The organism is Ensifer sp. SSB1, from assembly GCF_016652895.1.
In the GTDB taxonomy this organism is placed as follows: Bacteria; Pseudomonadota; Alphaproteobacteria; order Rhizobiales; family Rhizobiaceae; genus Ensifer.
Genome location: NZ_JAEPRP010000009.1, coordinates 52,169 through 74,308, shown reverse-complemented (window position 1 = coordinate 74,308; position 22,140 = coordinate 52,169). Strand labels below are relative to the sequence as shown.

Annotated in this window: 19 protein-coding genes; 8 read left to right on the top strand and 11 right to left on the bottom strand. The window is 63.9% G+C overall.

Annotation, left to right across the window (positions count from 1 at the left end):
* Nucleotides 1-69: 69 nt before the first annotated feature.
* The 6 genes from I8N66_RS04030 to I8N66_RS04005 form a co-directional block, all read right to left on the bottom strand.
* Entirely contained in the window at nucleotides 70-552 is a 483-nt protein-coding gene (locus I8N66_RS04030) for a YeeE/YedE family protein (protein ID WP_291149975.1), read from the bottom strand.
* On the bottom strand, nucleotides 549-956 hold the full coding sequence (locus I8N66_RS04025; protein WP_291149972.1) for a YeeE/YedE family protein: 408 nt from the start codon (nucleotides 954-956) through the stop codon (nucleotides 549-551). Before I8N66_RS04025 ends, I8N66_RS04030 begins: the two co-directional genes overlap by 4 nt.
* Nucleotides 953-1,285, bottom strand: coding sequence for a metalloregulator ArsR/SmtB family transcription factor (locus I8N66_RS04020; RefSeq protein WP_223727561.1), 333 nt, complete (start codon nucleotides 1,283-1,285; stop codon nucleotides 953-955). The genes I8N66_RS04025 and I8N66_RS04020 overlap by 4 nt, the downstream gene beginning before the upstream one ends.
* Nucleotides 1,286-1,902: 617 nt before the next feature.
* Nucleotides 1,903-3,159, bottom strand: coding sequence for an extensin family protein (locus I8N66_RS04015; protein ID WP_291149967.1), 1,257 nt, complete (start codon nucleotides 3,157-3,159; stop codon nucleotides 1,903-1,905).
* Between the two features lie 321 nt (nucleotides 3,160-3,480).
* Nucleotides 3,481-4,032: a Kazal-type serine protease inhibitor domain-containing protein gene (locus tag I8N66_RS04010; protein WP_113539408.1), complete on the bottom strand. Its 552-nt coding sequence runs from the start codon at nucleotides 4,030-4,032 to the stop codon at nucleotides 3,481-3,483.
* A 334-nt stretch (nucleotides 4,033-4,366) separates the two neighbouring features.
* Nucleotides 4,367-6,178, bottom strand: a complete 1,812-nt coding sequence (locus I8N66_RS04005; RefSeq protein WP_291149963.1) for a methyl-accepting chemotaxis protein — start codon at nucleotides 6,176-6,178, stop codon at nucleotides 4,367-4,369.
* A 273-nt stretch (nucleotides 6,179-6,451) separates the two neighbouring features.
* On the opposite strand from I8N66_RS04005, the gene I8N66_RS04000 reads away from it, so the two are divergent.
* The 3 genes from I8N66_RS04000 (at nucleotide 6,452) to I8N66_RS03990 (ending at nucleotide 8,204) form a co-directional block, all read left to right on the top strand.
* A complete protein-coding gene (locus I8N66_RS04000; RefSeq protein ID WP_113539406.1) occupies nucleotides 6,452-6,841 on the top strand; it encodes an acyl-CoA thioesterase in 390 nt (129 codons plus the stop codon).
* Nucleotides 6,842-6,854: 13 nt separating this feature from the next.
* Complete coding sequence (locus I8N66_RS03995; RefSeq protein WP_223727564.1) at nucleotides 6,855-7,445, top strand: hypothetical protein; 591 nt, start codon at nucleotides 6,855-6,857, stop codon at nucleotides 7,443-7,445.
* A gap of 123 nt (nucleotides 7,446-7,568) precedes the next feature.
* Nucleotides 7,569-8,204 carry a TerC family protein gene (locus I8N66_RS03990; protein ID WP_223727565.1) on the top strand — a complete coding sequence of 212 codons (636 nt, stop codon included), beginning with the start codon at nucleotides 7,569-7,571 and terminating at the stop codon, nucleotides 8,202-8,204.
* Between the two features lie 109 nt (nucleotides 8,205-8,313).
* On the opposite strand, the gene I8N66_RS03985 is transcribed toward I8N66_RS03990, so the two are convergent.
* Entirely contained in the window at nucleotides 8,314-8,667 is a 354-nt protein-coding gene (locus I8N66_RS03985; RefSeq protein ID WP_291149955.1) for a DMT family protein, read from the bottom strand.
* A 484-nt stretch (nucleotides 8,668-9,151) separates the two neighbouring features.
* On the opposite strand from I8N66_RS03985, the gene I8N66_RS03980 reads away from it, so the two are divergent.
* Nucleotides 9,152-9,595 carry a TIGR02594 family protein gene (locus I8N66_RS03980; RefSeq protein WP_113539402.1) on the top strand — a complete coding sequence of 148 codons (444 nt, stop codon included), beginning with the start codon at nucleotides 9,152-9,154 and terminating at the stop codon, nucleotides 9,593-9,595.
* Between the two features lie 129 nt (nucleotides 9,596-9,724).
* Here I8N66_RS03980 and I8N66_RS03975 read toward each other — a convergent pair whose 3' ends face one another.
* On the bottom strand, nucleotides 9,725-10,240 hold the full coding sequence (locus I8N66_RS03975) for a GNAT family N-acetyltransferase (RefSeq protein WP_113539401.1): 516 nt from the start codon (nucleotides 10,238-10,240) through the stop codon (nucleotides 9,725-9,727).
* Nucleotides 10,241-10,335: 95 nt separating this feature from the next.
* Nucleotides 10,336-10,980 carry an Asp/Glu racemase gene (locus I8N66_RS03970; protein WP_291149951.1) on the bottom strand — a complete coding sequence of 215 codons (645 nt, stop codon included), beginning with the start codon at nucleotides 10,978-10,980 and terminating at the stop codon, nucleotides 10,336-10,338.
* Nucleotides 10,981-11,222: 242 nt separating this feature from the next.
* On the opposite strand from I8N66_RS03970, the gene I8N66_RS03965 reads away from it, so the two are divergent.
* Both I8N66_RS03965 and I8N66_RS03960 read left to right on the top strand, forming a co-directional pair.
* Nucleotides 11,223-12,977, top strand: coding sequence for an adenylate/guanylate cyclase domain-containing protein (locus I8N66_RS03965; protein ID WP_113539399.1), 1,755 nt, complete (start codon nucleotides 11,223-11,225; stop codon nucleotides 12,975-12,977).
* A 6-nt stretch (nucleotides 12,978-12,983) separates the two neighbouring features.
* A complete protein-coding gene (locus I8N66_RS03960; RefSeq protein ID WP_291149947.1) occupies nucleotides 12,984-15,155 on the top strand; it encodes an adenylate/guanylate cyclase domain-containing protein in 2,172 nt (723 codons plus the stop codon).
* 200 nt (nucleotides 15,156-15,355) lie between these two features.
* Here the strand turns inward: I8N66_RS03960 and I8N66_RS03955 are convergent, their stop codons facing one another.
* Both I8N66_RS03955 and I8N66_RS03950 read right to left on the bottom strand, forming a co-directional pair.
* Complete coding sequence (locus tag I8N66_RS03955) at nucleotides 15,356-16,390, bottom strand: FecR domain-containing protein (protein ID WP_291149945.1); 1,035 nt, start codon at nucleotides 16,388-16,390, stop codon at nucleotides 15,356-15,358.
* A gap of 363 nt (nucleotides 16,391-16,753) precedes the next feature.
* Nucleotides 16,754-17,092 (bottom strand): hypothetical protein, encoded by a 339-nt coding sequence (locus tag I8N66_RS03950; protein WP_291149942.1) that lies wholly within the window; start codon nucleotides 17,090-17,092, stop codon nucleotides 16,754-16,756.
* 130 nt (nucleotides 17,093-17,222) lie between these two features.
* Between I8N66_RS03950 and uvrB the strand changes: the two genes are divergently transcribed.
* Together uvrB and tyrS are read left to right on the top strand one after the other, a co-directional pair.
* Nucleotides 17,223-20,189, top strand: coding sequence for an excinuclease ABC subunit UvrB (gene uvrB, locus I8N66_RS03945; RefSeq protein WP_291149939.1), 2,967 nt, complete (start codon nucleotides 17,223-17,225; stop codon nucleotides 20,187-20,189).
* Between the two features lie 375 nt (nucleotides 20,190-20,564).
* Nucleotides 20,565-21,827: a tyrosine--tRNA ligase gene (tyrS, locus tag I8N66_RS03940; protein ID WP_291149936.1), complete on the top strand. Its 1,263-nt coding sequence runs from the start codon at nucleotides 20,565-20,567 to the stop codon at nucleotides 21,825-21,827.
* Nucleotides 21,828-22,140: the final 313 nt, after the last annotated feature.

The window sequence follows — 22,140 nt, the reverse complement described above, 5'->3', positions numbered from 1 at the left end:
TTTCGCCTATATGGGGCAATTGATTGCGATTTGCAGCCTACCGGATGGAAAAAACAAGGTGACGCTTTGTCAATGCGGCTGCGACAGGCGGGTCCCCGCCCCGGCGCCGCCGGCCGTTTGCGTGGGCTTGCGCGCCACCAGCCGGTCGTGGATCAGCATCCCGGCCACCATCGCCGCCACGAAAAGCATCGTCGCCGGCAGGCCGAGCGACAGCGATGCGAGTGCCGGGCCCGGGCAAAGGCCAACCAGTCCCCAACCGACGCCGAAGATTGCCGAGCCAACAATCAGTCGCCTGTCGATGACCCGGTTGTCCGGCAAATGGAAGGTTTCGTCGAACAAAGGTCGTTTGAGACGGCGTGTCAGCAGGACGCCGAGCGCAGAAACCAGGACGGCGCCGCCAAGCACGAAGGCAAGGCTTGGGTTCCAGTTGCCAGTGACATCCAGGAACGCCCGCACCCGCGCGGGATCGAGCATGCCCGACAGCGAAAGACCAAAACCGAACGCGAGGCCGGAGACGAGCGTCGCCGCAAGGCGGAAAACTGCACCGTTCATCCGACCAGGCCCATGACGAAGACCGTGACGATCGCCGCGCCCATGAAGGTGGCGACCGCCGCCATCGAACGCCGCGACAGCCTTGCAAGCCCGACGACGCCGTGGCCGCTGGTGCAGCCGGAGCCCATGCGGGAGCCGAAGCCGACCAGCAGGCCGCCGGCCACCAGCAGCGGCCAGGATGACGTGACCGTCACCGCCGGCCAGGTGCCGAAGACGAGATGAAAGACCAACGGCCCTGCCATCAGCCCCAGCACGAACAACGCCCCGGTGGAGGCCTGCACGCCTTGCAGCAGACGTCCAGCGATACCGCTGATCCCAGCCACCCGACCATTCGCCACCATCAGGATCGCTGCCGAGAGGCCGATCAACAGCCCGCCCGCCAGCGCATTCCCGTATTCACTCATGTTTTGGAACCATCCCGACAGAAGATCTGATAGAGCGCGCCAACGAGACGCGCCACCTTGTCGTGGCTAAGCCGATAGAAAACCTGCTTGGCCTGCCGACGCGTCGAGACAATGCCGGCATCGCGCAGCACGGTCAATTGCTGCGAGAGGGTCGGCTGACGAATGCTCAAGCTTTCTTCCAGTGCCGCCACCGAGTGTTCGCCCTCCAGCAAGGCGCTCACGATCAGCAGTCGATTTCGGTTGGCGAGAGTTCTCAGGATTTTCGAAACTTCGCCGGCGTGCGCGGCCATATCCGTGCGCACCCCCGGAAATTGCATAACAGTTCCCATAGTCTCCTCCTGTCGTTGCCCTAGGAGTGTGTAGTGCCCCAATGCTTGCCGTGGCTTGCCGACCACTATCCATGATTGTTATACCAAAAAATATAATATCGTATTACTTATTAACAAACCAGACAAAACATGACCGCGCTATCAGCGCTATCCCCCCTTACCTGTCCGTTGACTGTCAAATCATATAGAAAATTCAGTTCGTTACAACGCAACCGCAACAAATGCGAAAACGCCATATTTGGGGCAACCGGCCGGACAACTTCAGTCAACCATGAAACTTCTGGTATAGTGTCCCGAAATGCGAGCCTGCGATGACACTACGGGGTCCTCGGCCGGAACGCCTGATGAGTTCCGACGTGGATGCAGGCTTCAACCGTTACCCGGCGAAAGATCCACAAAATGGATCGTCGCCAGTCGTCTGCCCTGTCACGAAACGGTGACGGACTTCGAGCAATTTGCTCGCGCGGCGCGATATCGCCCTTTGATTTGCGTTCGTGATTTGCAAACCGGAGCCTCCCCCTTTTGCTCCGGTTGTTGGGCCGGCCTCCCCGCCGGCCTCTTTTTTTGCCCGCTTTCGGCATGCAGGACCGCAGGAACAAGGTGCCGCGCTTCAGCCGTCAATCACAGTGGCGATAGCCGGTCTTGCGCGTTCTCAGATCGAAGTGGAAATGGTCCTTGTGGAACGGGTCGCTGCCCGGCCCAAGCACGGTGTTGAAATACTTGCAGCTATCGGAGCGCACGGCCTTCAGGAGACCGCGCTCGCGGAACGCGAAGAAGCCCTTCTTGCGAACATCGATTTCCTTGCCGTTCTTCAGCACGAACTTGCCGACATCGATGGCATTGCCGTGTGCGTGTTCGGACATGGGGTTGCCGCGGCGGGAGTTCATCGTGCGGCAGGAATAGCCGCCAAGCGGCTTGATGGTCTGGACACCCGACCAGTAGCGGTAGCGGGAGGATGGCGCGAGTTCGTATTTCACCCACTTGGCGAAGGCCTCGGTCACCTCGCAATTGAGCTTGACCGCCGGCTTCACGCCAATACCGCCGGAGAGGCCGCTGAGCTCGATCGGATAGTCGATGCCACAGGACGGCCCGTTGCTGATACGCGGGATGTCGCGAAAGACGACGCCGAGCTTCTTCAGGCGCTGGCGGCAAGAAATCTCCGAAGCCGGCATCTGGCCGGTATACTCGGGCGCCGACATCGGGTTGCGGACCCGCGGCAGGAACGCGACCTGTTGTGGCTCCTGCGCCCTTTGCACGGCACGCTGCTCCGCCATCGCGCGTGCCCGCTGGGCGTCTTCGGCCGCAGCCTTCTCGGCAGAAAGCGGTGGCAGATCGGGATCATAGCCAAGGTTCGCCTCGGACGCGGCCGCGCCTGCGGATGCGCGACCGAGCTGGCGCACATTGTCTTCGCCTATGCCGCCGACCACCGGCTGGCTGGCATTGCCCTCGGCGATCTCGTTGCTCTGCTCTTCCGCCAGGCCGACGACCGGCTGCTCGACGCCGAGCATGGCATCCATGTTGACGCCCTCATCGGGAATGGCAGTGGAACCCGCATTCGCCGGCTGCGCGCCGGAGGAGACCGCCTCGTCGCTGTCGATCATCGGCAGAGACCGCCGCGTTTGTTCCGGCGCGGCCTGCGCCGGCGCAGCATAGCCGCGGGTGCCATTGCTCATCGAACTCGACGTTGCGGCGGGATAGGCGGCCACTTCTTCCTGCGGCACCGCATCGACGGGCACCGGCCCGATCGAGCCGACCCGGGAGCCGCCATCGATCCGTCCGGGCGGCGAAAGCGCGTCATCGGTCGAACAGGCGACAAGCGACAGTGAAAGAACGAGTGCCGTCAGCGGGCGATGGAGACCGGTAACATACGTCATACCGAACTGCGCCTTCCTCCAAACGGTCAAAGAGACCGTCATTCATCACCCCGCCGCCCCCGCAGCGGCGCACCCACCGGCACGCAAAGATCGCTGCAGCACATCGAATTGCTGCCTATCGCCTGTGTCGCAAACCGGGCACAGCAGCCGAAAGGTCAGATTTCGAAGGCATTTTATTCAAATACGGTAAACGAAGCCTTGCGACCGATGCCCGAGATCAAAGGTGGGAGACGTTTAGCGATGCCCGACTGCTGACAGCAAGGAGCCCGCGTCTTCGGCAGACGCGGGCTCCACATTTTCCGTGGTCAGGGCGGATGGATGTCAGCGGCACTCGCCGCGATGCACGATCCGGAATCCCGCGCCGCCAGCCTCGCAGGCGTTCGAGAAGGTTTCCGTCCGACCGCCACGCTGGCCGCAGACCGGCGCGAATTCGCGCGTGCAGAACTGGCCCTGCGGCGGACGATCGTCACCGCGACGGCATTCACCGCGACCGATCACCTGGAAGCCCTCGGACCGTGCCTGGCAGGCATTGGAGAAGGTCTGCGTGCGGCCACCACGCTCGCCGCAGACGGGCATGTATTCCATGGTGCAGGCCTGCGGCGGCCGCGCCGGCGGGCGGTTGTCGGGACGGCACTCGCCGCGATGGACGACATTGAAACCGTCGGCGCGCGCCTGGCAGGAGTTCGGGAAGGTGCGCAGGCGATTGCCGCGCTCACCGCAAACTGGCGCATACTCCATCGTGCAGGCCGCTGGGCGAGTCGGCCGCGGCCCAGGACGCGGCTCGTCGACGACAACAGTACAGGCGGAGAGAAAGCCGAGCCCGAGCATCAGCACGACGATCGGGCGCGTCAGAAGAAGTTTGAGAAGTGCCATGGATGTCCCCTCTTGTGCATGTTTCCTTTAATCGTGCCGATTAACGGACAAAAACATGCAAAATTCAAAGTGCTACAGCGGCCCTTTGCGCGTCCTTTAGGACGCGCGACGCTGTCGTGCAGCGGTCGGCAACCGGAGCGACGCCCCGTCGAACACTTCCCGCTTCTCGCGTATCTATCCGCGACACCCGCAAGGTCAAGCCTGCGCGCCTGCTTTGCACCGTTAACGAAGATCCTGAAGCGGTGCGCCGGCGCCGCCCTGTTTGGGGGAGCGGCGCAAGGAAAAACCCGCGCGGCATGCCACGCGGGTCCTGCTCGTTCCCCGTCCGTATAGCTCAGGCGGCGCGGCCGTAGGACGAGTGCGATGTTGCCGACAGCCGGAACTTCGTCAGCAAGGCCTTCAACTCACGGCTCTCCGCGGCCAGCGTTTGGCTTGCGGCCGTGGTTTCTTCCACCATCGCCGCATTCTGCTGGGTCATCTGGTCCATGCTGTTGACGGCGACATTGACCTCCTGCAATCCGGTCGCCTGCTCGCGGGCGGCGGTCGCGATCGAAGCCACCTGCTCGTTGACCCGGTTGACCTGCACTTCGATTTCCGACAACGCCTCGCCGGTCGAGCGCACCAGTTCCACCCCGGCACCGACTTCGCGGACCGAAGCGCCGATCAGTTCCTTGATCTCCTTTGCCGCACCCGCAGAGCGCTGCGCGAGTTCGCGGACCTCCTGTGCAACGACGGCAAAGCCGCGACCGGCCTCGCCGGCGCGCGCCGCCTCGACGCCGGCATTCAGCGCCAGCAGGTTGGTCTGGAAGGCGATCTCGTCGATCACCCCGATGATCTGGCCGATGCGGCCGGAGGAACCTTCGATCCGCCCCATGGCGTCTATGGCGTTGCGCACGATGCCGCCGGATTTGGCGGCACTCGCCTTGGTCTCGTTGACCATCTCGCGCGCCTCGTTCGCCCTCTCGGAAGCGTGGCGAACCGTCGAGGTGATCTCGTCGAGTGCTGCCGCCGTCTCTTCGAGCGCTGCGGCCTGCTGCTCTGTCCGGCGCGACAGGTTGTTTGCCGCCTCGGAGATGTCGCCGGCACTGGCGGTGACGATTTCGGTCGAGTGCGAGATGGCGCCGATGACATCGCGAAGTGCGGCAACGGCCGTGTTGAAATCCTGCCTCAACTTGCCGTATTCCGGCGCGATGTGGCCGATCTCGGCTGTCAGGTCGCCGCTTGCCAAGAGCTCCAGAGCGGCACCGACCGTCTCCATTGCATCCGCTTGCGCTTCCGCCGTTGCCCGCTGGCGCTGCTCGTTGCCACGCCGCTCGGAGCTGAGCCGCTCCTGCTGCTCGGCTTCGCGTGAACGCAGTTCCAGTCGTTCGCGAACGGAATCGCGCAGCACCACCAGCACCTTGGCCATCTGGCCGATCTCGTCGCCGCGGTCCGTCTCCGGAACCTCCGAAGATAGATCCTCATCGGCGATCGCCCGCATCGAGGCCTTCAGCTTCTCCACCGGCTTGACGACGCTGCGCACGATCGCAAGTGCCGCCATCAGGATGGCGAGGGCGGCCGCTGCGAGAATACCCGCGACCTGCCAGGCGCGCTCGCGGAACATCGCCGCCAGGTCGTCCGCATAGACACCCGTGCCGACCACCCAGCCCCAGGGCTTGAAGCTGGCGACATGCGAATATTTCAGCACCGGTGCGTCAGCGCCCGGCTTTGGCCAATAGTAGTCGACGAAACCCTGACCGCTCTTTTCGACCGTCTTCACGAATTCGACGAAGAGATGCTTGCCGTTCGGGTCCTTGTTTTCGGTGAGGTCCTTGCCGTCGAGCTCGGGCTTGATCGGATGCATCACCATGGTCGGATGCATGTCGTTGACCCAGAAATAGCCGTTGCCCTGGTAGCGCATCGCCTTGATCGCCTCGAGCGCGCGCTTCTGCGCCTCTTCCCGCGAGAGTGTCCCGGCCACTTCCAGCTTGTGATAGGCGTCGAACACCGCGATCGCGTTCTCGTCCATCGCCGAGAGCATCGCCTTGCGTTCGCCGACGAGCTTTTCCTGCGCCTGGAACAGACCGAATGTCAGCGCCGCCGCCATGGTCAAAAGCGCAAATGCCACCAGCGCGTAGAGACGCGCCGAGATTCTGAATTTCTTCATTGCCAATCCCCTGCCCCTTCGGCGCTCCCCGCGCCGCCCTTTCAGAACCTGGTCGCCGCCAGCATGGCCGGCCGCACTCCAAGAGCTTGCAGGGTAGGAAGAGGTCTTTGCAAAGCCCCTAACAACCGATCCCTAAATTTGACTTTTCTCAAGAACCACTCCGAAAGTCTAAGGTGACGGCACGGTGGATTGCGACCCGTATGTGCGGCGGCGGGCCTTCCCTCGACAAGCGCGGTCGGGTTACATCTTTCATCCAACAGGGAGACAGGCCGCATGACCGAACAGATCAAACCGACCGGCGAACTCACCTTGCGCACGCTCGCCATGCCCGGCGACGCCAATGCGGCCGGCGATATCTTCGGTGGCTGGGTGATGGCGCAGATGGACCTTTCCTGCGGCATCCGCGCGGCCGAGCGCGCTCGTGGCCGCGTCGTCACCGCCGCAGTCAAGGAGATGGCCTTCGCGCTCCCTGTCAAGATCGGCGACACGCTCTGCATCTATACCGATGTCGTCAAGGTCGGCCGCACCTCAATGACGCTCAAGGTCGAGGCCTGGGCGCAGCGCTATCTCTCGCATCTCATGGAAAAGGTGACGGACGCGATCTTCGTCATGGTCGCGCTAGACGAAAACGGCAAACCCAAGCCGGTTCCGGCGGAGGAATAGGAGCCGCATCCCCATGGAGCAGATCCAGCCCGACCCGGCGATCTTCTCGCATATCCGCACTGTCATGGGCATGGTCGTCAGCCTCAGCCTGGCGCGGCTCCTGAGTGGCGTGGCGCTCTTCGTACAACATCCCGGCAAGACGCGCGTCTACTGGATCCACCTCGGCTGGGTCCTGTTCATGTTCGTCTTCCTCGTGCATTTCTGGTGGTGGGAGTTCCACCTGCATTCACTGGCCGTGATCGACGTCAGCGTCTACCTGTTCGTCATTCTCTATTGCTGCGTCTTCTTCTTTCTCTGCGTAATGCTGTTCCCGACGACGCTCGACGACTATAGCGACTACGAACACTATTTCATGTCGCGCCGGGCCTGGTTCTTCGGTTTCCTCGCGCTGGCCTTTGCCGTTGACCTCGTCGACACCGCGCTGAAGGGCAAGCAGTATTTCGCCTCCTATGGCCTCGAATACCCTGCCCGCAACGCTGCCTATATCGTCTTCTGCATCGCCGCCGCCCTCACCTCTGACCGGCGCTTTCATGCAGCGTTCGTCGTCCTGGCGGTCGCCTATCAGCTGCTGTGGATGTATCGGGCCTTCGACCTCCTGGATTAAGGCAGCGACGGGATCGGCTGCGGAGGAATTCACCCTCGCCCCTTGATCCGAAGGCGAGGCGGTGCTTTATCCGTTAGTCATATTTGAATCTCGCATCCTGACACGTCGGGGGACTGTCGCATCATGGAAATCTTTACCGCTGCCGGTCTGGCAGCGCTTCTGCAAGTCATCGTCATCGACCTCGTTCTCGCCGGCGACAACGCCGTCGTGATCGGTCTCGCTGCGGCCGGGCTTCCGACCGAGCAGCGCAAGAAGGTCATTCTGGTCGGCATCATCGCGGCGACCGTCCTGCGCGTGGCGCTCGCCAGCGTCACCGTACAACTCCTCGAAATCATCGGCCTGCTGCTGGCCGGCGGCATCCTGCTTCTCTGGGTCTGCTGGAAGATGTGGCGCGAAATTCGTGAACAGCAGGCAGCGAACGCCGCAGGCGAAAGCGGTGCTGCCGCCGACATGCCGAAAAAGACCTTCATGCAGGCGGCCATTCAGATCGTCGTCGCCGACGTTTCGATGTCGCTCGACAACGTCCTTGCCGTCGCCGGCGCCGCCCGCGAACACCCGACGATCCTCGTCGTCGGCCTCGTGCTCTCGATCGCGATGATGGGCGTCGCCGCGGGCTTCATTGCCCGGCTGCTCAACCGCTACCACTGGATCGCCTACATCGGTCTCGCGATCATCCTCTACGTCGCGCTCGACATGATCTATCGCGGCTCGGTCGAAGTCTGGCCGCACGTGGCCCCGGCCGTGGCGGCGATGGTCTAGTACCGAACCGAAACGTTACTTTGACACATGGAAAGGCAGGGCCGGTGCCCTGCCTTTTCTCGTTTTTCAGCGTTGGGAAACCGCAAGCGGCGCCACGAGGCGCCCCTCTTCAGCCCTTGAAGATGAAGGAAGCGCCGACGGCAATCAGGGCAAAGCCGACGAGATGGTTCCAGCCGATCGACTCCTTCAGCCAGAAGACCGAAAAGGCGGCGAAGACCAGCAGCGTGATCACCTCCTGCATCGTCTTCAGCTGCGCCGCGGAATAGACCTGATGGCCGATGCGGTTTGCCGGAACCGCCAGGCAATATTCGAAGAAGGCGATACCCCAGCTTGCCACGATCGCCATGTAGAGCGGTGACGAGGTGTATTTCAGATGCCCGTACCAGGCGAAAGTCATGAAGACATTGGAAATCAGGAGCAGAAGAATCGGCCAGAGATAGGCCGGAGAGAGTGTTAAGGACATTGAGAACCTCAGTGCGCGAATCGTGCTCCGACGATGCGCCGCAGCCGTATTCGGGTGCAAGTCCCGTGCACTCCCATTGGAACAACTGACGCCTTTGCGCGGGTCGATACGAGATTTTCTGCCGGTCATAGTGACGAATCGCCATCGTGCGCGCACTTTTTCCGTCATTTAGCAAGTGCTGCCCCAATATTTTACGGGTTTTGCCACAATTTTGTACTGGCGCATGAGCAATCTCGCTCGACTGTCCGACGGGACAGGCAGGGGAATACCACACTTCGAAACGGCGGTTGCCGTGAAGTTGGCTCCGCGCTTTGAGCGCGGTTCGCCGACAGGCCGATGCTGCGTCTTAGGCGCTGGGCACGCGCATGTCCGCTGAATTTTCCCAAGGGAACTTTGGAAACAGTTGAGCAACCGGGTGCCATGCCGGCGATCGCCAGGCCGCCCCGACTGTTAGCACCCAGCAACTTGTCAAGGAGACCTGACCATGAAGGTCCTGGCGTTTCTTGCGGCTGCCTATGTCGCGCTCTTTTCGCCAAATCTCGCCAGCGCGGGCATGCTTGCCCAGGCGCAGCAATACAAAGGCCTGCACGAGGTCAAGAACAACAAGACCCTGCGCGCAGCGCTTGGCATCAACCCGGCACGAACCCCCTGGTGCGGCCATTTCATGGGCCTGATCGCCCGTAAATCCGGCCGCAGTCCACCACAGAGCTTCGGATTCGCCCGCTCCTGGCTGCGTTTCGGCGCGCCGGTGAAACTCGCCTATGCGCGTCCGGGTGATATCGTCGTGGTGCGGACCGGGCGGAGCTACCATGTCGGCATCCTGTCCGCGCTGTCGAAGTCGACGGCCCAGTTGATCGGCGGCAATCAGTCCGGCGGCGTCAGGATCTCGCAGTTCGCGCGGGGCCAGGTCGTCGGCGTCAGACGTTAGGCCAGTAGCTACGCAAATCCGGGCGCAGACCCGTTTCGCACCTTAGGCCGGGGTTGCACCCGAGCCTGGGACTCGAGCCGGAACTGACATCTGCATCGCCGCATTGGGCGGATCGCCGGTGCGCGTCCCCTAGGTAAGCGTCAGGCGCATTGCGCAACGCCGCTCTGCCGGAAGGCCGTGCGCCGCTTCGTTGGCAAGGATCTGCGCCAGACGCGGATCGAGTTCGTCCGCGGCAAGCGTTGCAAAGCCGAGTGTGCGGTAGAAGTGTTCGTTCCATTTGAGACCGCGGAAGGTCGTCAGCGAGACCGCGGTGCACGAATTGGCGCGCGCATGTGCGATCGCAGCCGCCATCAACGCGCGGCCGAGCCCCCGGCCTTGGCATTCCTCAAGCACGGCAAGCTGCCAGATGTGCAACTCGCCCTCAGCCGCCGCGGCGCAAAGGAACCCGCTCGGACGATCGCGCCCGTCGACAGACACCAGGGACAGGCCGGTGCGCAGAAACTCGACATGAGCCTCGGCAGACTGGACGTCGTCGTCGGCAATCCAGGCAAGGTCGGGGACGGTGCGAAAAAGCGCGCCGGACGAGCGTTCAATCTCGGGCAGCAGAATTGCATCGTCTTCACGGGTTGGTCGAATCAGGGTCATGACAACTGCATCCTATAGCGCAGACCGCTTCATCAGAGGCCTGAAGTTCGCTGCTGGCGTTCAAATCGAAACGTCATTACCCGGCTAATGTATCCCTAGTCGGCAACGGCAGACATAGCCGCCTCGAGCCCGGCTGCCGGGCTCGACAGCGGCCGCGGGCCGTTGCGGACGTGATCGGCGGCACCGGCCATGGATGCCTGAGCGAGCGCAACGATCGTGGCACCGTCCGCATAGGCTGCTTCGACCGCCTGCGCAATGGCCGCAAGGTAGCCGTCACGGTTTCCCTCCTTGAACAGGGCCCAGGCACCTTCGACGAGACGAACCTCGAGATCGGCACCGGAACGATGTGCCGCCACGGCGAAAAGCGCAGTGGTTGGGGCGATCGTCGTTTCCACCGCGCAGAGCGCCACGACCTTGCCGCCGGCCGCGGTCGCTTTCTCGGCCAGCGCCGCATCAACACGCAGGATCGGGACGGCGGCCCCCATCCCGGCCTTTGCCACGCTTGGCCCGAGCGTCGAGCAGGTCAGCAGCACCGCATCCGCCTCGCCCGCCAATCCCGATAGGATTGCCGCGGTTTCTTCCGTGATTTCCTCGCTCAGACCGCCCGCCAGCTCCGCAGCCCCCAGCAGATCGGCCCTGACCGCATGGCGCAACGTCACATCCGAAAGGCCGATCTGGCGCGCAGCGTTCTCGAAAACGGCGATATTGCTATCGGCCGTATGCAGGCAGGAGATGATCATGTGAAGGCCCCGTGAATGAGGATCGCCCGCGACGCCGCGGTGTCGATTCCGCGAAACTTGCACAATCGCCGCATTCAGAAAAGTATTACCGAACACAATCTTCCGTAGAGGCCACTTGGGTTGTTTTTACGCTTCCGGCCCAGCAATGGACACAAATCGGGTAATTTATACTTCTCGCATTTTCTAATTTAAGTTACGCTCATCTTCATTCTGACCAGATGCCGCGGGAGGGGCTGGCCCTCTTGGAACGGAAGCTCGCCGTGATCCTTGCTGCCGATGTCGCTGGCTACAGTCGCCTTGTCGCGATCGATGAGGAAGGCGCGCTCGCAACGCTGGCCACCTACTGCGCCACGATCTCAAGCCTTGTGAGCGAGCATGGCGGCCGCATCTTCGGCGGCGCTGGCGACAGCCTGGTCGCAGAATTCCAGAGCGCGGTACAGGCAGTCCGCGCAGCGGTCGCCATCCAGCGCACCCTGCAGCGGCGGAACGCCGACCTCGCGCCGGAGCGGCGCATGCAGTTCCGCATCGGCCTCAATCTCGGCGACGTCGTGGTCGACGGCGGCAACCTGCTCGGCGACGGCGTCAACGTGGCGGCGCGGTTGCAACAGGTCGCGCAGCCGACCGATATCTGCATTTCCGGTGCGCTGCACGACCAGATCGTCGGCAAGCTGGAGTTTCCCGTGCACCGGCTTGGCGATCGCGCGCTGAAGAACATGCCGCGCCCGATACCCGTGCACCGCGTCGACTGGCATGAGGACCCGCTGAGGCCGGACCTGCCGGGCATGCCGCTTGCCCTGCCCGACAAGCCGTCGATTGCCGTGCTGCCCTTCGTCAACATGTCCGGCGACCCGGAACAGGACTTCTTTGCCGACGGACTGACTGAGGACATCATCACCGCACTGTCGCTTTACCGCTGGTTCTTCGTCATCGCCCGCAACTCCTCCTTCGCCTACAAGGGCCGCGCCGTTGACGTCAAACAGATCGGCCGTGACCTCGGCGTGCGCTACATCGTCGAGGGCAGCGTGCGCCGCGCAGGCTCGCGCGTCCGCGTCACCGGACAGCTGATCGAGGCTGAAACCGGCATCCATCTCTGGGCACAGCGCTATGAGCGCGAATTCGCGGACATCTTCGCGATCCAGGACGAAATCACCCAGCATGTGGTCGCGGCGATCGAGCCGGAGATCCTGATCGGCGAAAACCGCCGCGCGCTGTTGCGCGGCAGCGACAATCTCGACGCCTACGAATGCCATATGCGCGGCACCTTGCTGCACAATGCGCAGGATTCAGCCGCCCATTTCAACGAAGCGATCGAATGGCAGCGACGCGCGATCGCCCTCGATCCCGATTTCGGCCGTGCGCACATGATGCTGGCCCGCTCGCTCTTTGCCCGCTGCTATTTCGGCTTCAGCGACGATATCGACCGCGACAGCGCGGAGTTGCGAGCGGAAGCGGAGCGCGCCGTCGTGATCGAGGATCACGATCCCTATTGCCACTACGTCATGTGTCTCGCGAATTTCGCCGTCCAGCGGCCGCATGCCGCGGTCCAGGAAGCGCAACAGGCAATCGACCTCAATCCGAATTTCGCCCTCGCCCATATGGCGCTCGGCTGGGCGCGCATCTACATCGGCCGCTTCGCCGAAGCGCTCGATCCGCTGCATACGGCGCTGCGGCTGAGCCCGCACGATCCGCTGACCTATCTCTTCCTCAACCGCATCGCGCTTGCCCACTACCACCTCGGGGACTACGAGCGAGCGCTGCATCACGCCGAGCGGGCGCTGCTCCTGCGCCGCACCTATTTCAACCTGGTCATCCTGCTCGCTTGCCTTGGCCAGCTCGATCGCAAGGAGGAAGCCCGCAGGATTGTCCCCGAGGCCGTCGCCAACGCCCCCCTCGATCTGCCGCGCTACTGGCGCTTCTTCACCGGCTATGTCGACCCCGCCGACCACGCGCATTTCAAAGACGGGCTCGTCAAGGCGGGCCTGCCCATCGTCCCGTAGGCCGCCATGACACGAGCCCAGCTGTTTGGCGTTATCATCGGCCTCACAGTGGTGGCATTCTTCACGGTCCTGCGGGCCAACGATCCGCAGCTTCTGCGCCAGGCCCGCGACGTCACCTTCGACGAGTACCAGCGGATCGCGCCGCGCAGCTTCGAACCGATGCCGGTCAAGGTGGTCGATATCGACGAGGCGTCACTGCGCGAATTCGGCCAATGGCCCTGGCCGCGCGACCGTCTGGCGAAACTGACCGACCGGCTGACCGAGATGGGGGCAGCGGCGATCGCCTTCGACGTACTCTTCGCCGAACCTGACCGCCTGTCGCCACGCACCGTCGTACGCGATGTCGGCGGCGTCGATCCGTCCTTCATCGCCACCCTGCCGGACAATGACGAGATCTTCGCCCAGGCGATCCTCGACAAGCCGGTCGTGCTCGGCTTCGGCCTCACCAACGAGGGCAGCTACCTGCCGCCGGTCAAGGCGGGCTTCGCCTTTACCGGCGAAACCGCCTCCGAGGCGCCGCCACGGCTGCGTGCCGCAACGCCGCTGAGGCCGCAGCTCGAAGCCAACGCTGCCGGCCTTGGCCATATCAGCCTCAATCCCGGCTCGTCCTCGGCTGTAGTGCGGGCCGCACCGCTGTTTCTGAGCGACGGGCGGCAATTTTATCCGAGCCTCGCTCTGGAAGCGCTGCGGGTGGCCCAGGGCGCCTCCACCTATGTGCTCGCGGCGGCACCGAACGTCGCCAACACCCTCACCGCCGTCAAGATCGGCGACTTCGTGGTGCCGCTCACCTCGACCGGCGAACTCTGGCTCTACGTCACGCCGGACACGACGGAACGCTACATTTCCGCTCGGCGTGTCCTGACGGACGAGGCCGCCTCGCCGGACGTGCGCGCGGCGATCGAAGGCAGTATCGTCTTCATCGGCACCTCGGCAGCGGGCCTGCAGGATGTGCGCACAACGGCGCTCGGGCAGAACGTGCCCGGCGTCTCCATCCATGCCCAGATCGTCGAGCAGATTCTTTCCGGCCGCTATCTCTCGCGTCCCGACTGGGCCGACGGGCTCGAAATCCTCTCGATTGCGCTCGCCGGCACCTTGCTCGTGCTGCTGACCACGTTCGTCAGCCCGGTCGTGGCATTGGTCTGCGGCCTCGCGGTCACGGTGCTTGCGCTCGTCGCCTCCTGGCTCGCCTTCTATTATGTCGGGCTGCTCTTCGATCCGCTGGCGCCGATCCTTGCCGCGTCGATCACCCATTTCGGCGCCACCGCCTATCGCTTCCTGGTGACGGACCGCGAACGGCGCGAGGTCCGGCAGGCCTTTGGTCGCTATCTCTCACCGTCGCTGCTCTATCGCATCGAGCATACGCGCAACGCCCTGAGCCTCGGCGGCGACGATCGCGAGTTGACGGTGATGTTCGTCGACGTGCGCAGCTTCACCGAGATGAGCGAGCGCATGACGCCGACCGAGGTCGTCGCCTTTCTCAACACGCTGCTCGACGCGCTGAGCCGACACGTGCTCGCCAACGAAGGCACGCTCGACAAGTTCATCGGCGACTCCATCATGGCCTTCTGGAACGCTCCGGTCGACGTGATCAACCATCCGCAAAAGGCGCTTCGCGCCGCTCTCGGCATGCGCGAAACCCTCGCCCGGCTGAATGCCGAGGACGCCTTCGGCTTCGGCGCCAGCCATGAGGTCCGCATCGGCATCGGCATCCATACCGGGCTCGCCTGCGTCGGCAACATGGGCGCCGAAACCCGCTTCAACTATTCGGCGGTCGGCGACACCGTCAACATCGCGGCCCGCATCGAAGCGGCCTGCAAGGATGTCAATTTCGACGTGCTCGTGTCGGAAGCGACCGCCGAGGCGCTGCCGGAATGTGCGCTGCTGGATGCGGGAAGCCTGGGCCTCAAGGGAAAGACGACGCGAACCCGGCTCTTCGCCGTTGCCGGCGACGAAAACCTCGCCATCTCGCCCGCCTTTGCCGAATTGCGGCTGCTGCACGACAGGCTCGTCTCGGTGCTGCGCACGCGCGCGAGCTCGAGCCGCAGCATCATCAATACGGCGAAGCTGAAGTCCGCCGCGCTCGTGCCTGGCCTCGTCGGTTTCTACGCCCGGATCTCGCGCCGGTCGGAACATTTCGCCGAAACGCCGATCGAGGGCGCCAAACGCCCGGCGGAATGAGCCAGGGCACCGCCGCGCGGATGGCGCATCCGGCGGTGCCTCACCTCGACTCGGACTCTCGGATGTATCGGTAAAGCTTTGAATCAAAGTCGATATGTCGCCGACGCGCTTGGGGGGGCAAGCGGCCCGTTGCCGACATGTCATGTGTCTCTGCAGATCGTGGCCCACGCGGAACGCCGACCCAGCCGGCGGCGCTGCGGCTAGTTCTGGCTTTGACTCTGGCTCTGGCTTTGGCTCTGTTCCTGGCGCTGCGTTCCACCGCCCTCTTGCGACTGTTCCTGCCGTTGCGATTGCGACTGGGATTGCTGCTGGCCGCCCTGGCCTTGCGCCTGCTCCTGCCGCTGCGATTGCGACTGGGATTGTTTCTGGCCGCCCTGACCCTGTTCCTGTCGCTGGCGCTGTTCCTGGCTCTGCCGCTGGCCCTGGCCGTTCTGTTCCTGCCGCTGCCTTTGTTCCTGGCGTTGCGTTCCCGGTATCAGCGGCGGTTTCTGCTGGCGCGGCTTCTCCTGCTCGACGGCGGGGGGTTGCACAGTTTTCGGCTTCGGTTCAACGTCTTCGTTGATCGCCGCCGCAAGGCTGCAGCCACCCCCCGCCCAGCCCAGCGCTCCGGACAGTCGTTGCCCACCGGAGAGGAAAGGAAGGGCTTTCGCATTGCCGAGTGATTTCAATGTATTGCGACTGACTCTTCTCGGATCGCTGATGCCGCCGCCCGGCTTGGCGACGACGCAGTCGCAGCGCTGCGTCAATTGCCGGCAACCGCCGGCGCCACAGAAGCTTGCGGCGCCGCTAAGCAGCACGACGGCCGTCGTACCATCGCGGCCAACGTAGAAATCGAAGGCGGTACCGCGAACGCCGATGGTGCCGGCCGGGGTGACGATCTGATAGGCAGAGTGGCCGGACTTGCCGCTGATCCAGCGGAACGTTCCCTTGGCGGCCATGATCGTCAGCTTCTTCACCGACTTCGCATCGTCGTAGACGAACTTGTCGATGACCACCGACGAGCCCCACCCGACCGCGAGCTTGGTGCCATCCTGGAAGACGAACTGGCCTAGGCCGGATTTGGATGTCGAAATCCGCTCGTCCCGATAGACCGGGTCCTTGACCGCGATCGCCCCGCGCGCGCCGCTGACCGCCGTGCGAATCTCCACCGCCTGGCCGACAGGTTCGGCGGCGATGGTCGGACTGAACGTCACGGCACATAACGCGATGAGTGCGGCACCACGTAAGCAGAACATGGCCCCCTCCAAAGCGTTATTGTTATCACGTCGCAGGGATTTATGTCTTGTCGCCCAATCGGGGTAACGTTATGGCACGCCGCAACCGTAAGAGTTATCCTGACCTGCAAGACCAGCCCGTTACGGTTGAACGCTCCTTCAGCCGTAGCCTTGGCCGCTGAGACAGTCTCGGTTCGGACCGGTCGCTGTCATCTCGGGATCACCGCGCCGCCGCCGCGCACTCCATCCGATCCACCAGTTCAGCTACCCAATCCTGACCCGCCATGCCAAGAACCGCGCCCGGACTGCCCAGCAATTCCTGCCGTTCAACCACGCGTCACGCTGCACCGCTCGGCATCAAAGCCTGCGAACCTCGGCAAACCTTCACACAAAGGATGCCATATAGCCGCCGGCAACGAAGCCGGCCGCCATCAGCGACAAGCCGACAGTGGCGCGGCTCACCATGAGCGGCGCAAGACCTGACACGGTCAACACGACGATTGATGCCAGTCCTGTCCCGATGTAGGCGGCCTTGCTCTCGTATCCCCAGCGGTCCGCCACCGGCCCCTCGCTGCCCCAGGGATAACAGTCGCTCCGGGAACCGGGCTCGCTGCAGGCGTAACCCCAATACGCATCGAGAACATCGGTGACCGGAAGAACCACGAATGCCACGATCACAAGCTGCGCCACCAGTTCAAGTATCGTCGGTCGTCTGATCGTCATTTGGCCCCGCTAGGTCATGCAACTCTTACGCATCCTTCGAAAAACCACAACCATCCAACCCTGTAAATGTTGCCTTTTTGTACTCCCTCGCCCCTTCACTTTCCGCCGGACTCTCTCCATATTCCCCGCCATGACCAAAGCTCCGAAGAATGCCCCGCCGAAGCCCTCCACGCCGTCCGGTTTCGAAGAAGCGCCTCAGGCGCCTTTGTCCGGTACGCCTCTGTCCGGCAATGTCTCCGACTGGGTGAAGCAGCTCGAGGCCGATGCGGAGGCTTCCGCCTTCGAAACTCAGCGCCAGATCGCCTCCAAGGCCGGCAAGCACCGCAAGACGGTGGAGATCGCTGCCTCCAAGGCGGCGCGCAAGGCCGCGGGCGCGGATGACGAGGCGGCGCCGAAGAAGGGGGCGAAAAAGGGCAAGGTCGAGATCGTCGGCAGCAAGTCGGCGCGTGGCACCTCCATGGGCGGTTCGACCGATCCGAAGACCCGGGCCGCCGCCGGCCTCAACCCGGTGGCCGGCCTCGACGTATCGCTGGAAGACGCCGCCAAGCTGACCTCCACCTCGGGCGTCACCGCTACCGTCGAGGCGCTTTCGGCGCTGATCGAGAGCGGCAACCCGCTGTTCAAGGACGGCAAGCTCTGGACGCCGCATCGCCCGGCCCGCCCTCCGAAATCCGAAGGCGGCGTCGAGATCCGCATGGCCTCGGAATACCAGCCCGCCGGCGACCAGCCGACGGCGATTGCCGATCTGGTCGAGGGCCTGAATTCGGGCGAGCGCAGCCAGGTGCTGCTCGGCGTCACCGGCTCGGGCAAGACCTTCACCATGGCCAAGGTGATCGAGGCGACGCAGCGCCCGGCCGTCATCCTGGCGCCGAACAAGACGCTCGCCGCCCAGCTCTATTCCGAGTTCAAGAATTTCTTCCCGGATAACGCCGTCGAGTACTTCGTCTCCTACTACGACTATTACCAGCCGGAAGCCTACGTGCCGCGCTCGGATACCTTCATCGAGAAGGAAAGCTCGATCAACGAGCAGATCGACCGCATGCGCCACTCGGCCACCCGCTCGCTGCTCGAGCGCGACGACTGCATCATCGTCGCCTCGGTCTCCTGCATCTACGGTATCGGCTCGGTCGAGACCTATACCGCCATGACCTTCCAGATGAGCGTCGGCGACCGGCTCGACCAGCGGCAGCTGCTGGCCGACCTGGTGGCGCAGCAGTACAAGCGCCGCGACATGGATTTCCAGCGCGGCTCGTTCCGGGTGCGCGGCGATACAATCGAAATCTTCCCGGCCCACTTGGAGGATGCCGCCTGGCGCATCTCCATGTTCGGCGACGAGATCGACGCCATCACCGAGTTCGATCCGCTCACCGGCCAGAAGACCGGCGACCTGAAGTCGGTCAAGATCTACGCCAACTCGCACTATGTCACGCCGCGCCCGACGCTGAACGGCGCCATCAAGGCGATCAAGGAAGAGCTGGTGCATCGCCTCGCCGAGCTGGAAAAGGGCGGCCGCCTGCTCGAAGCCCAGCGGCTGGAGCAGCGCACCCGCTACGACATCGAGATGCTGGAGGCGACCGGCTCCTGCGCCGGCATCGAGAACTATTCACGCTACCTCACCGGCCGCAATCCCGGCGAGCCGCCGCCGACGCTGTTCGAATATATCCCCGACAACGCGCTGCTGTTCATCGACGAGAGCCACGTCTCCGTCAGCCAGATCGGCGGCATGTATCGCGGCGACTTCCGCCGCAAGGCGACGCTGGCCGAATACGGCTTCCGCCTGCCCTCCTGCATGGACAACCGCCCCTTGCGCTTCGAGGAGTGGGACGCGATGCGCCCGGACACGATCGCCGTCTCGGCAACCCCGGGTTCCTGGGAACTGGAACAGTCCGGCGGCGTCTTTGCCGAGCAGGTCATCCGCCCGACCGGCCTGATCGACCCGCCGGTGGAAGTGCGCTCGGCCAAGACCCAGGTCGACGACGTCTTGGGAGAAATCCGCGAGACGGCCGCCGCCGGCTACCGCACGCTCGTCACCGTGCTCACCAAGCGCATGGCCGAGGACCTCACCGAATACCTGCACGAACAGGGCATTCGCGTGCGCTACATGCACTCCGACATCGACACGCTGGAGCGCATCGAGATCATCCGCGATCTTCGTCTGGGTGCTTTCGACGTGCTCGTCGGCATCAACCTGCTGCGTGAAGGTCTCGACATTCCCGAATGCGGCTTCGTCGCCATTCTCGACGCCGACAAGGAAGGGTTCCTGCGCTCCGAGACCTCGCTGGTGCAGACCATCGGCCGCGCCGCCCGTAACGTCGACGGCAAGGTTATCCTCTATGCCGACCAGATCACCGGCTCGATGCAGCGCGCCATGGACGAGACCAGCCGCCGCCGCGAAAAGCAGATGGCCTATAACGAGGCCAACGGCATCACCCCGGAATCGGTAAAGGCGAAGATCTCCGACATCCTCGACTCGGTCTACGAGAAGGACCACGTCCGCGCCGACATCTCCGGCGTCGCCGGCAAGGGTTTTGCAGACGGCGGCCACCTCGTCGGCAACAACCTGCAGGCGCACCTCAACGCGCTCGAAAAACAGATGCGCGACGCCGCCGCCGACCTCGACTTCGAAAAGGCCGCGCGCCTGCGCGACGAAATCAAACGCCTCAAGGCCGCCGAACTCGCCGCGATGGACGACCCGATGGCGCGGGAAGAGGCACGGTCACAGGAAGGCGGACGCGGCACCCAAGGCGGCAAGCGCTCCGCCAAGGCCGAGCCCAGCGCAATCTCCCCCCCTGTGGGGGAGATGTCCGGCAGGACAGAGGGGGGTAAGCCTTCTTCCGAAAGCTACTTCCAGAAACCCGACCTCGACGAAATGGGCCGCGACGTCGCCACACCCGCCAGCGCGGACCGCTCGCTGTTCCGCCGGAACACGCTGGACGAAATGACCGTCGGCCGCACCGAAAAGCCGGTCATCGGCCACGTCCCGGAAAAACCGATCGTCACGCGGGCGAAACCGGGTGTCGGGTCCTACGAGGACCCGGCGGACCAGAAGCGGCAGAAGGGCCGGACGAAGGGGAAGACGGGGCGGCCGGGGCGGTAAAAGGTAAAACGTCGGCGGAGCCGGATTGCATGACGAAAGCGGAGAAGCCGGGTTGGTGCCTAGAACAGATCGCTTGAGAAGCGCTGCGGCGATCGCCAGCATATCGTTAATCGGCGCAGGTTTTGTCACCTCAAGTCTAGTCGCCGGTGAACTGCCAGGGCGCAATTCGGTTCCGCCGCCGAAAATTCCATCCTATTCTACATGATTGTTTCGGCGCAGGCCTCGGCGCCTCCAAGGCAATGCAGCTTAGTTTCCTGTTCGTCGTCGGTCATTTCCGCGGAAGCTCGAAACTCTAGAGTCGCCAGACGAAATGCCGCCGTCAGGCGGCTTTGTTTTGTTCAGTGCTCCCTGGCGGCAAAGCCATGGAGAGTACCGATGACCCAAACAGACAATCCTACCGATGCCTTTGAGCCGCGCTCGGCGATCACCCGGACGCTGGTCGAGCGCGGTTATGTCAACCAGGTGACCGACCTTGAGGGCGTCGACGGCGCCTTTGCGGCCGGGATCGTGCCTGTTTATGCCGGCTTCGATGCGACGGCGGACAGTCTGCATGTCGGGCATCTCATGCCGATCATGGCGCTCAGGCGGATGCAGCAGGCCGGCCACAAGCCGATCGTGCTGATCGGCGGCGGCACCACGCGCATCGGCGATCCGAGCTTTCGCCCGGCGGAGCGGCCGATGCTGTCGAAAGACGAGATTGCGGCCAATGTCGCGGGCATCCGCACGGTGTTCGAGCGGCTGCTGGTCTTTGGCGACGGGCCGACCGATGCTGTCATGGTCAACAATGCCGACTGGCTGGACCGGATGGCCTGGATCGACATGCTCCGGGACGTCGGCAAACATTTCTCCGTCAACCGCATGCTCTCTTTCGACAGCGTAAAAACGCGGCTGGAGCAGCAGGAGAACCTGAGCTTCCTCGAGTTCAACTACATGATCCTGCAGGCGGTCGATTTCCTCGAACTGTTTCGCCGCACCGGCTGCCGGCTGCAGCTCGGCGGCGGCGACCAGTGGGGCAACATCGTCGGCGGCGTCGACCTCCTGCGCCGGATCGAGGGCGCGGAAGTCTTCGGCATGACCACGCCGCTTCTGACCACCGCCTCGGGCGTCAAGATGGGCAAGACGGCGGCCGGCGCCGTCTGGGTCAACGCGGACCGCCTGTCGCCCTACGACTACTGGCAGTTCTGGCGGAACGCCGAGGATGCCGACGTCGTGCGCTTCCTGAAACTCTTCACCGAGCTGCCGCTCGACGAGATCGAAAGGCTTGGCCGCGCCGAGGGGGCGGCGCTCAACGCGGTGAAGGAGCGGCTTGCCAACGAGGCGACGGCGCTGGTGCACGGGGCGGACGCTGCCCGGCAGGCGGAGGAAACCGCGCGACAGGCTTTTGGGGCGGGCGAAGCGGCCACGGGGCTGCCGACCGTCGAGCTCAACGACGCCGAGCGCAGCGTGGGCGTGGCGCTGGTCGACCTGCTTGTCCGGGCCGGACTGGCGTCATCCAAGGGCGAGGCGCGGCGGGCCATCGCCGGCCGCGGCATTCGCATCGATGGCGAGGTCGTCGAGGATGCGGACGGGCTGGTGACCGTCGACGGGGAGCCGCTCCGGCTCTCGCTCGGCAAGAAGCGCCATGTGGTGGTGAAGTAGGCCGGCTCTCGCGGCGGCTACCAGGTCCAGGCAGCCGCCGCTTCCGTTCTTGTGCCCGTCGCAAGATTCCAGCCGCACCGCGTCTGCGACGCGAACGCGCGTCGCGGCCTAGTGCAAGTGCGTAGCGTTGCTGGCGCCGTTTTCAGCCGTGTGGACGCACGGCTGCTGGATCCCTGTGGCGAGCACAGGGATGAGGGGGTGTATCCGCCAAGAACCAGCTCCCAGAGGCACAGGGTTGGGACTTGAGACGGAGCAGCGGCGAGATGACAGCTCCGAGAACCTCGGACAAAGTCCGCTGGGTCCCCGCGTCACA

What these genes read in the sequence shown, in the direction of transcription:
- I8N66_RS03975 (WP_113539401.1), bottom strand. Translation starts at nt 10,240, where the DNA reads ATGACCCTGATTCGACCAACCCGTGAAGACGATGCAATTCTGCTGCCC.
- tyrS (WP_291149936.1), top strand. Translation starts at nt 20,565, where the DNA reads ATGACCCAAACAGACAATCCTACCGATGCCTTTGAGCCGCGCTCGGCG.
- I8N66_RS04000 (WP_113539406.1), top strand. Translation starts at nt 6,452, where the DNA reads ATGACCGAACAGATCAAACCGACCGGCGAACTCACCTTGCGCACGCTC.
- I8N66_RS04015 (WP_291149967.1), bottom strand. Translation starts at nt 3,159, where the DNA reads ATGACGTATGTTACCGGTCTCCATCGCCCGCTGACGGCACTCGTTCTT.
- I8N66_RS04025 (WP_291149972.1), bottom strand. Translation starts at nt 956, where the DNA reads ATGAGTGAATACGGGAATGCGCTGGCGGGCGGGCTGTTGATCGGCCTC.
- I8N66_RS04030 (WP_291149975.1), bottom strand. Translation starts at nt 552, where the DNA reads ATGAACGGTGCAGTTTTCCGCCTTGCGGCGACGCTCGTCTCCGGCCTC.
- I8N66_RS04020 (WP_223727561.1), bottom strand. Translation starts at nt 1,285, where the DNA reads ATGGGAACTGTTATGCAATTTCCGGGGGTGCGCACGGATATGGCCGCG.
- uvrB (WP_291149939.1), top strand. Translation starts at nt 17,223, where the DNA reads ATGACCAAAGCTCCGAAGAATGCCCCGCCGAAGCCCTCCACGCCGTCC.
- I8N66_RS04010 (WP_113539408.1), bottom strand. Translation starts at nt 4,032, where the DNA reads ATGGCACTTCTCAAACTTCTTCTGACGCGCCCGATCGTCGTGCTGATG.
- I8N66_RS03970 (WP_291149951.1), bottom strand. Translation starts at nt 10,980, where the DNA reads ATGATCATCTCCTGCCTGCATACGGCCGATAGCAATATCGCCGTTTTC.
- I8N66_RS03985 (WP_291149955.1), bottom strand. Translation starts at nt 8,667, where the DNA reads ATGTCCTTAACACTCTCTCCGGCCTATCTCTGGCCGATTCTTCTGCTC.
- I8N66_RS03955 (WP_291149945.1), bottom strand. Translation starts at nt 16,390, where the DNA reads ATGTTCTGCTTACGTGGTGCCGCACTCATCGCGTTATGTGCCGTGACG.
- I8N66_RS03950 (WP_291149942.1), bottom strand. Translation starts at nt 17,092, where the DNA reads ATGACGATCAGACGACCGACGATACTTGAACTGGTGGCGCAGCTTGTG.
- I8N66_RS03980 (WP_113539402.1), top strand. Translation starts at nt 9,152, where the DNA reads ATGAAGGTCCTGGCGTTTCTTGCGGCTGCCTATGTCGCGCTCTTTTCG.
- I8N66_RS03995 (WP_223727564.1), top strand. Translation starts at nt 6,855, where the DNA reads ATGGAGCAGATCCAGCCCGACCCGGCGATCTTCTCGCATATCCGCACT.
- I8N66_RS03990 (WP_223727565.1), top strand. Translation starts at nt 7,569, where the DNA reads ATGGAAATCTTTACCGCTGCCGGTCTGGCAGCGCTTCTGCAAGTCATC.
- I8N66_RS04005 (WP_291149963.1), bottom strand. Translation starts at nt 6,178, where the DNA reads ATGAAGAAATTCAGAATCTCGGCGCGTCTCTACGCGCTGGTGGCATTT.
- I8N66_RS03960 (WP_291149947.1), top strand. Translation starts at nt 12,984, where the DNA reads ATGACACGAGCCCAGCTGTTTGGCGTTATCATCGGCCTCACAGTGGTG.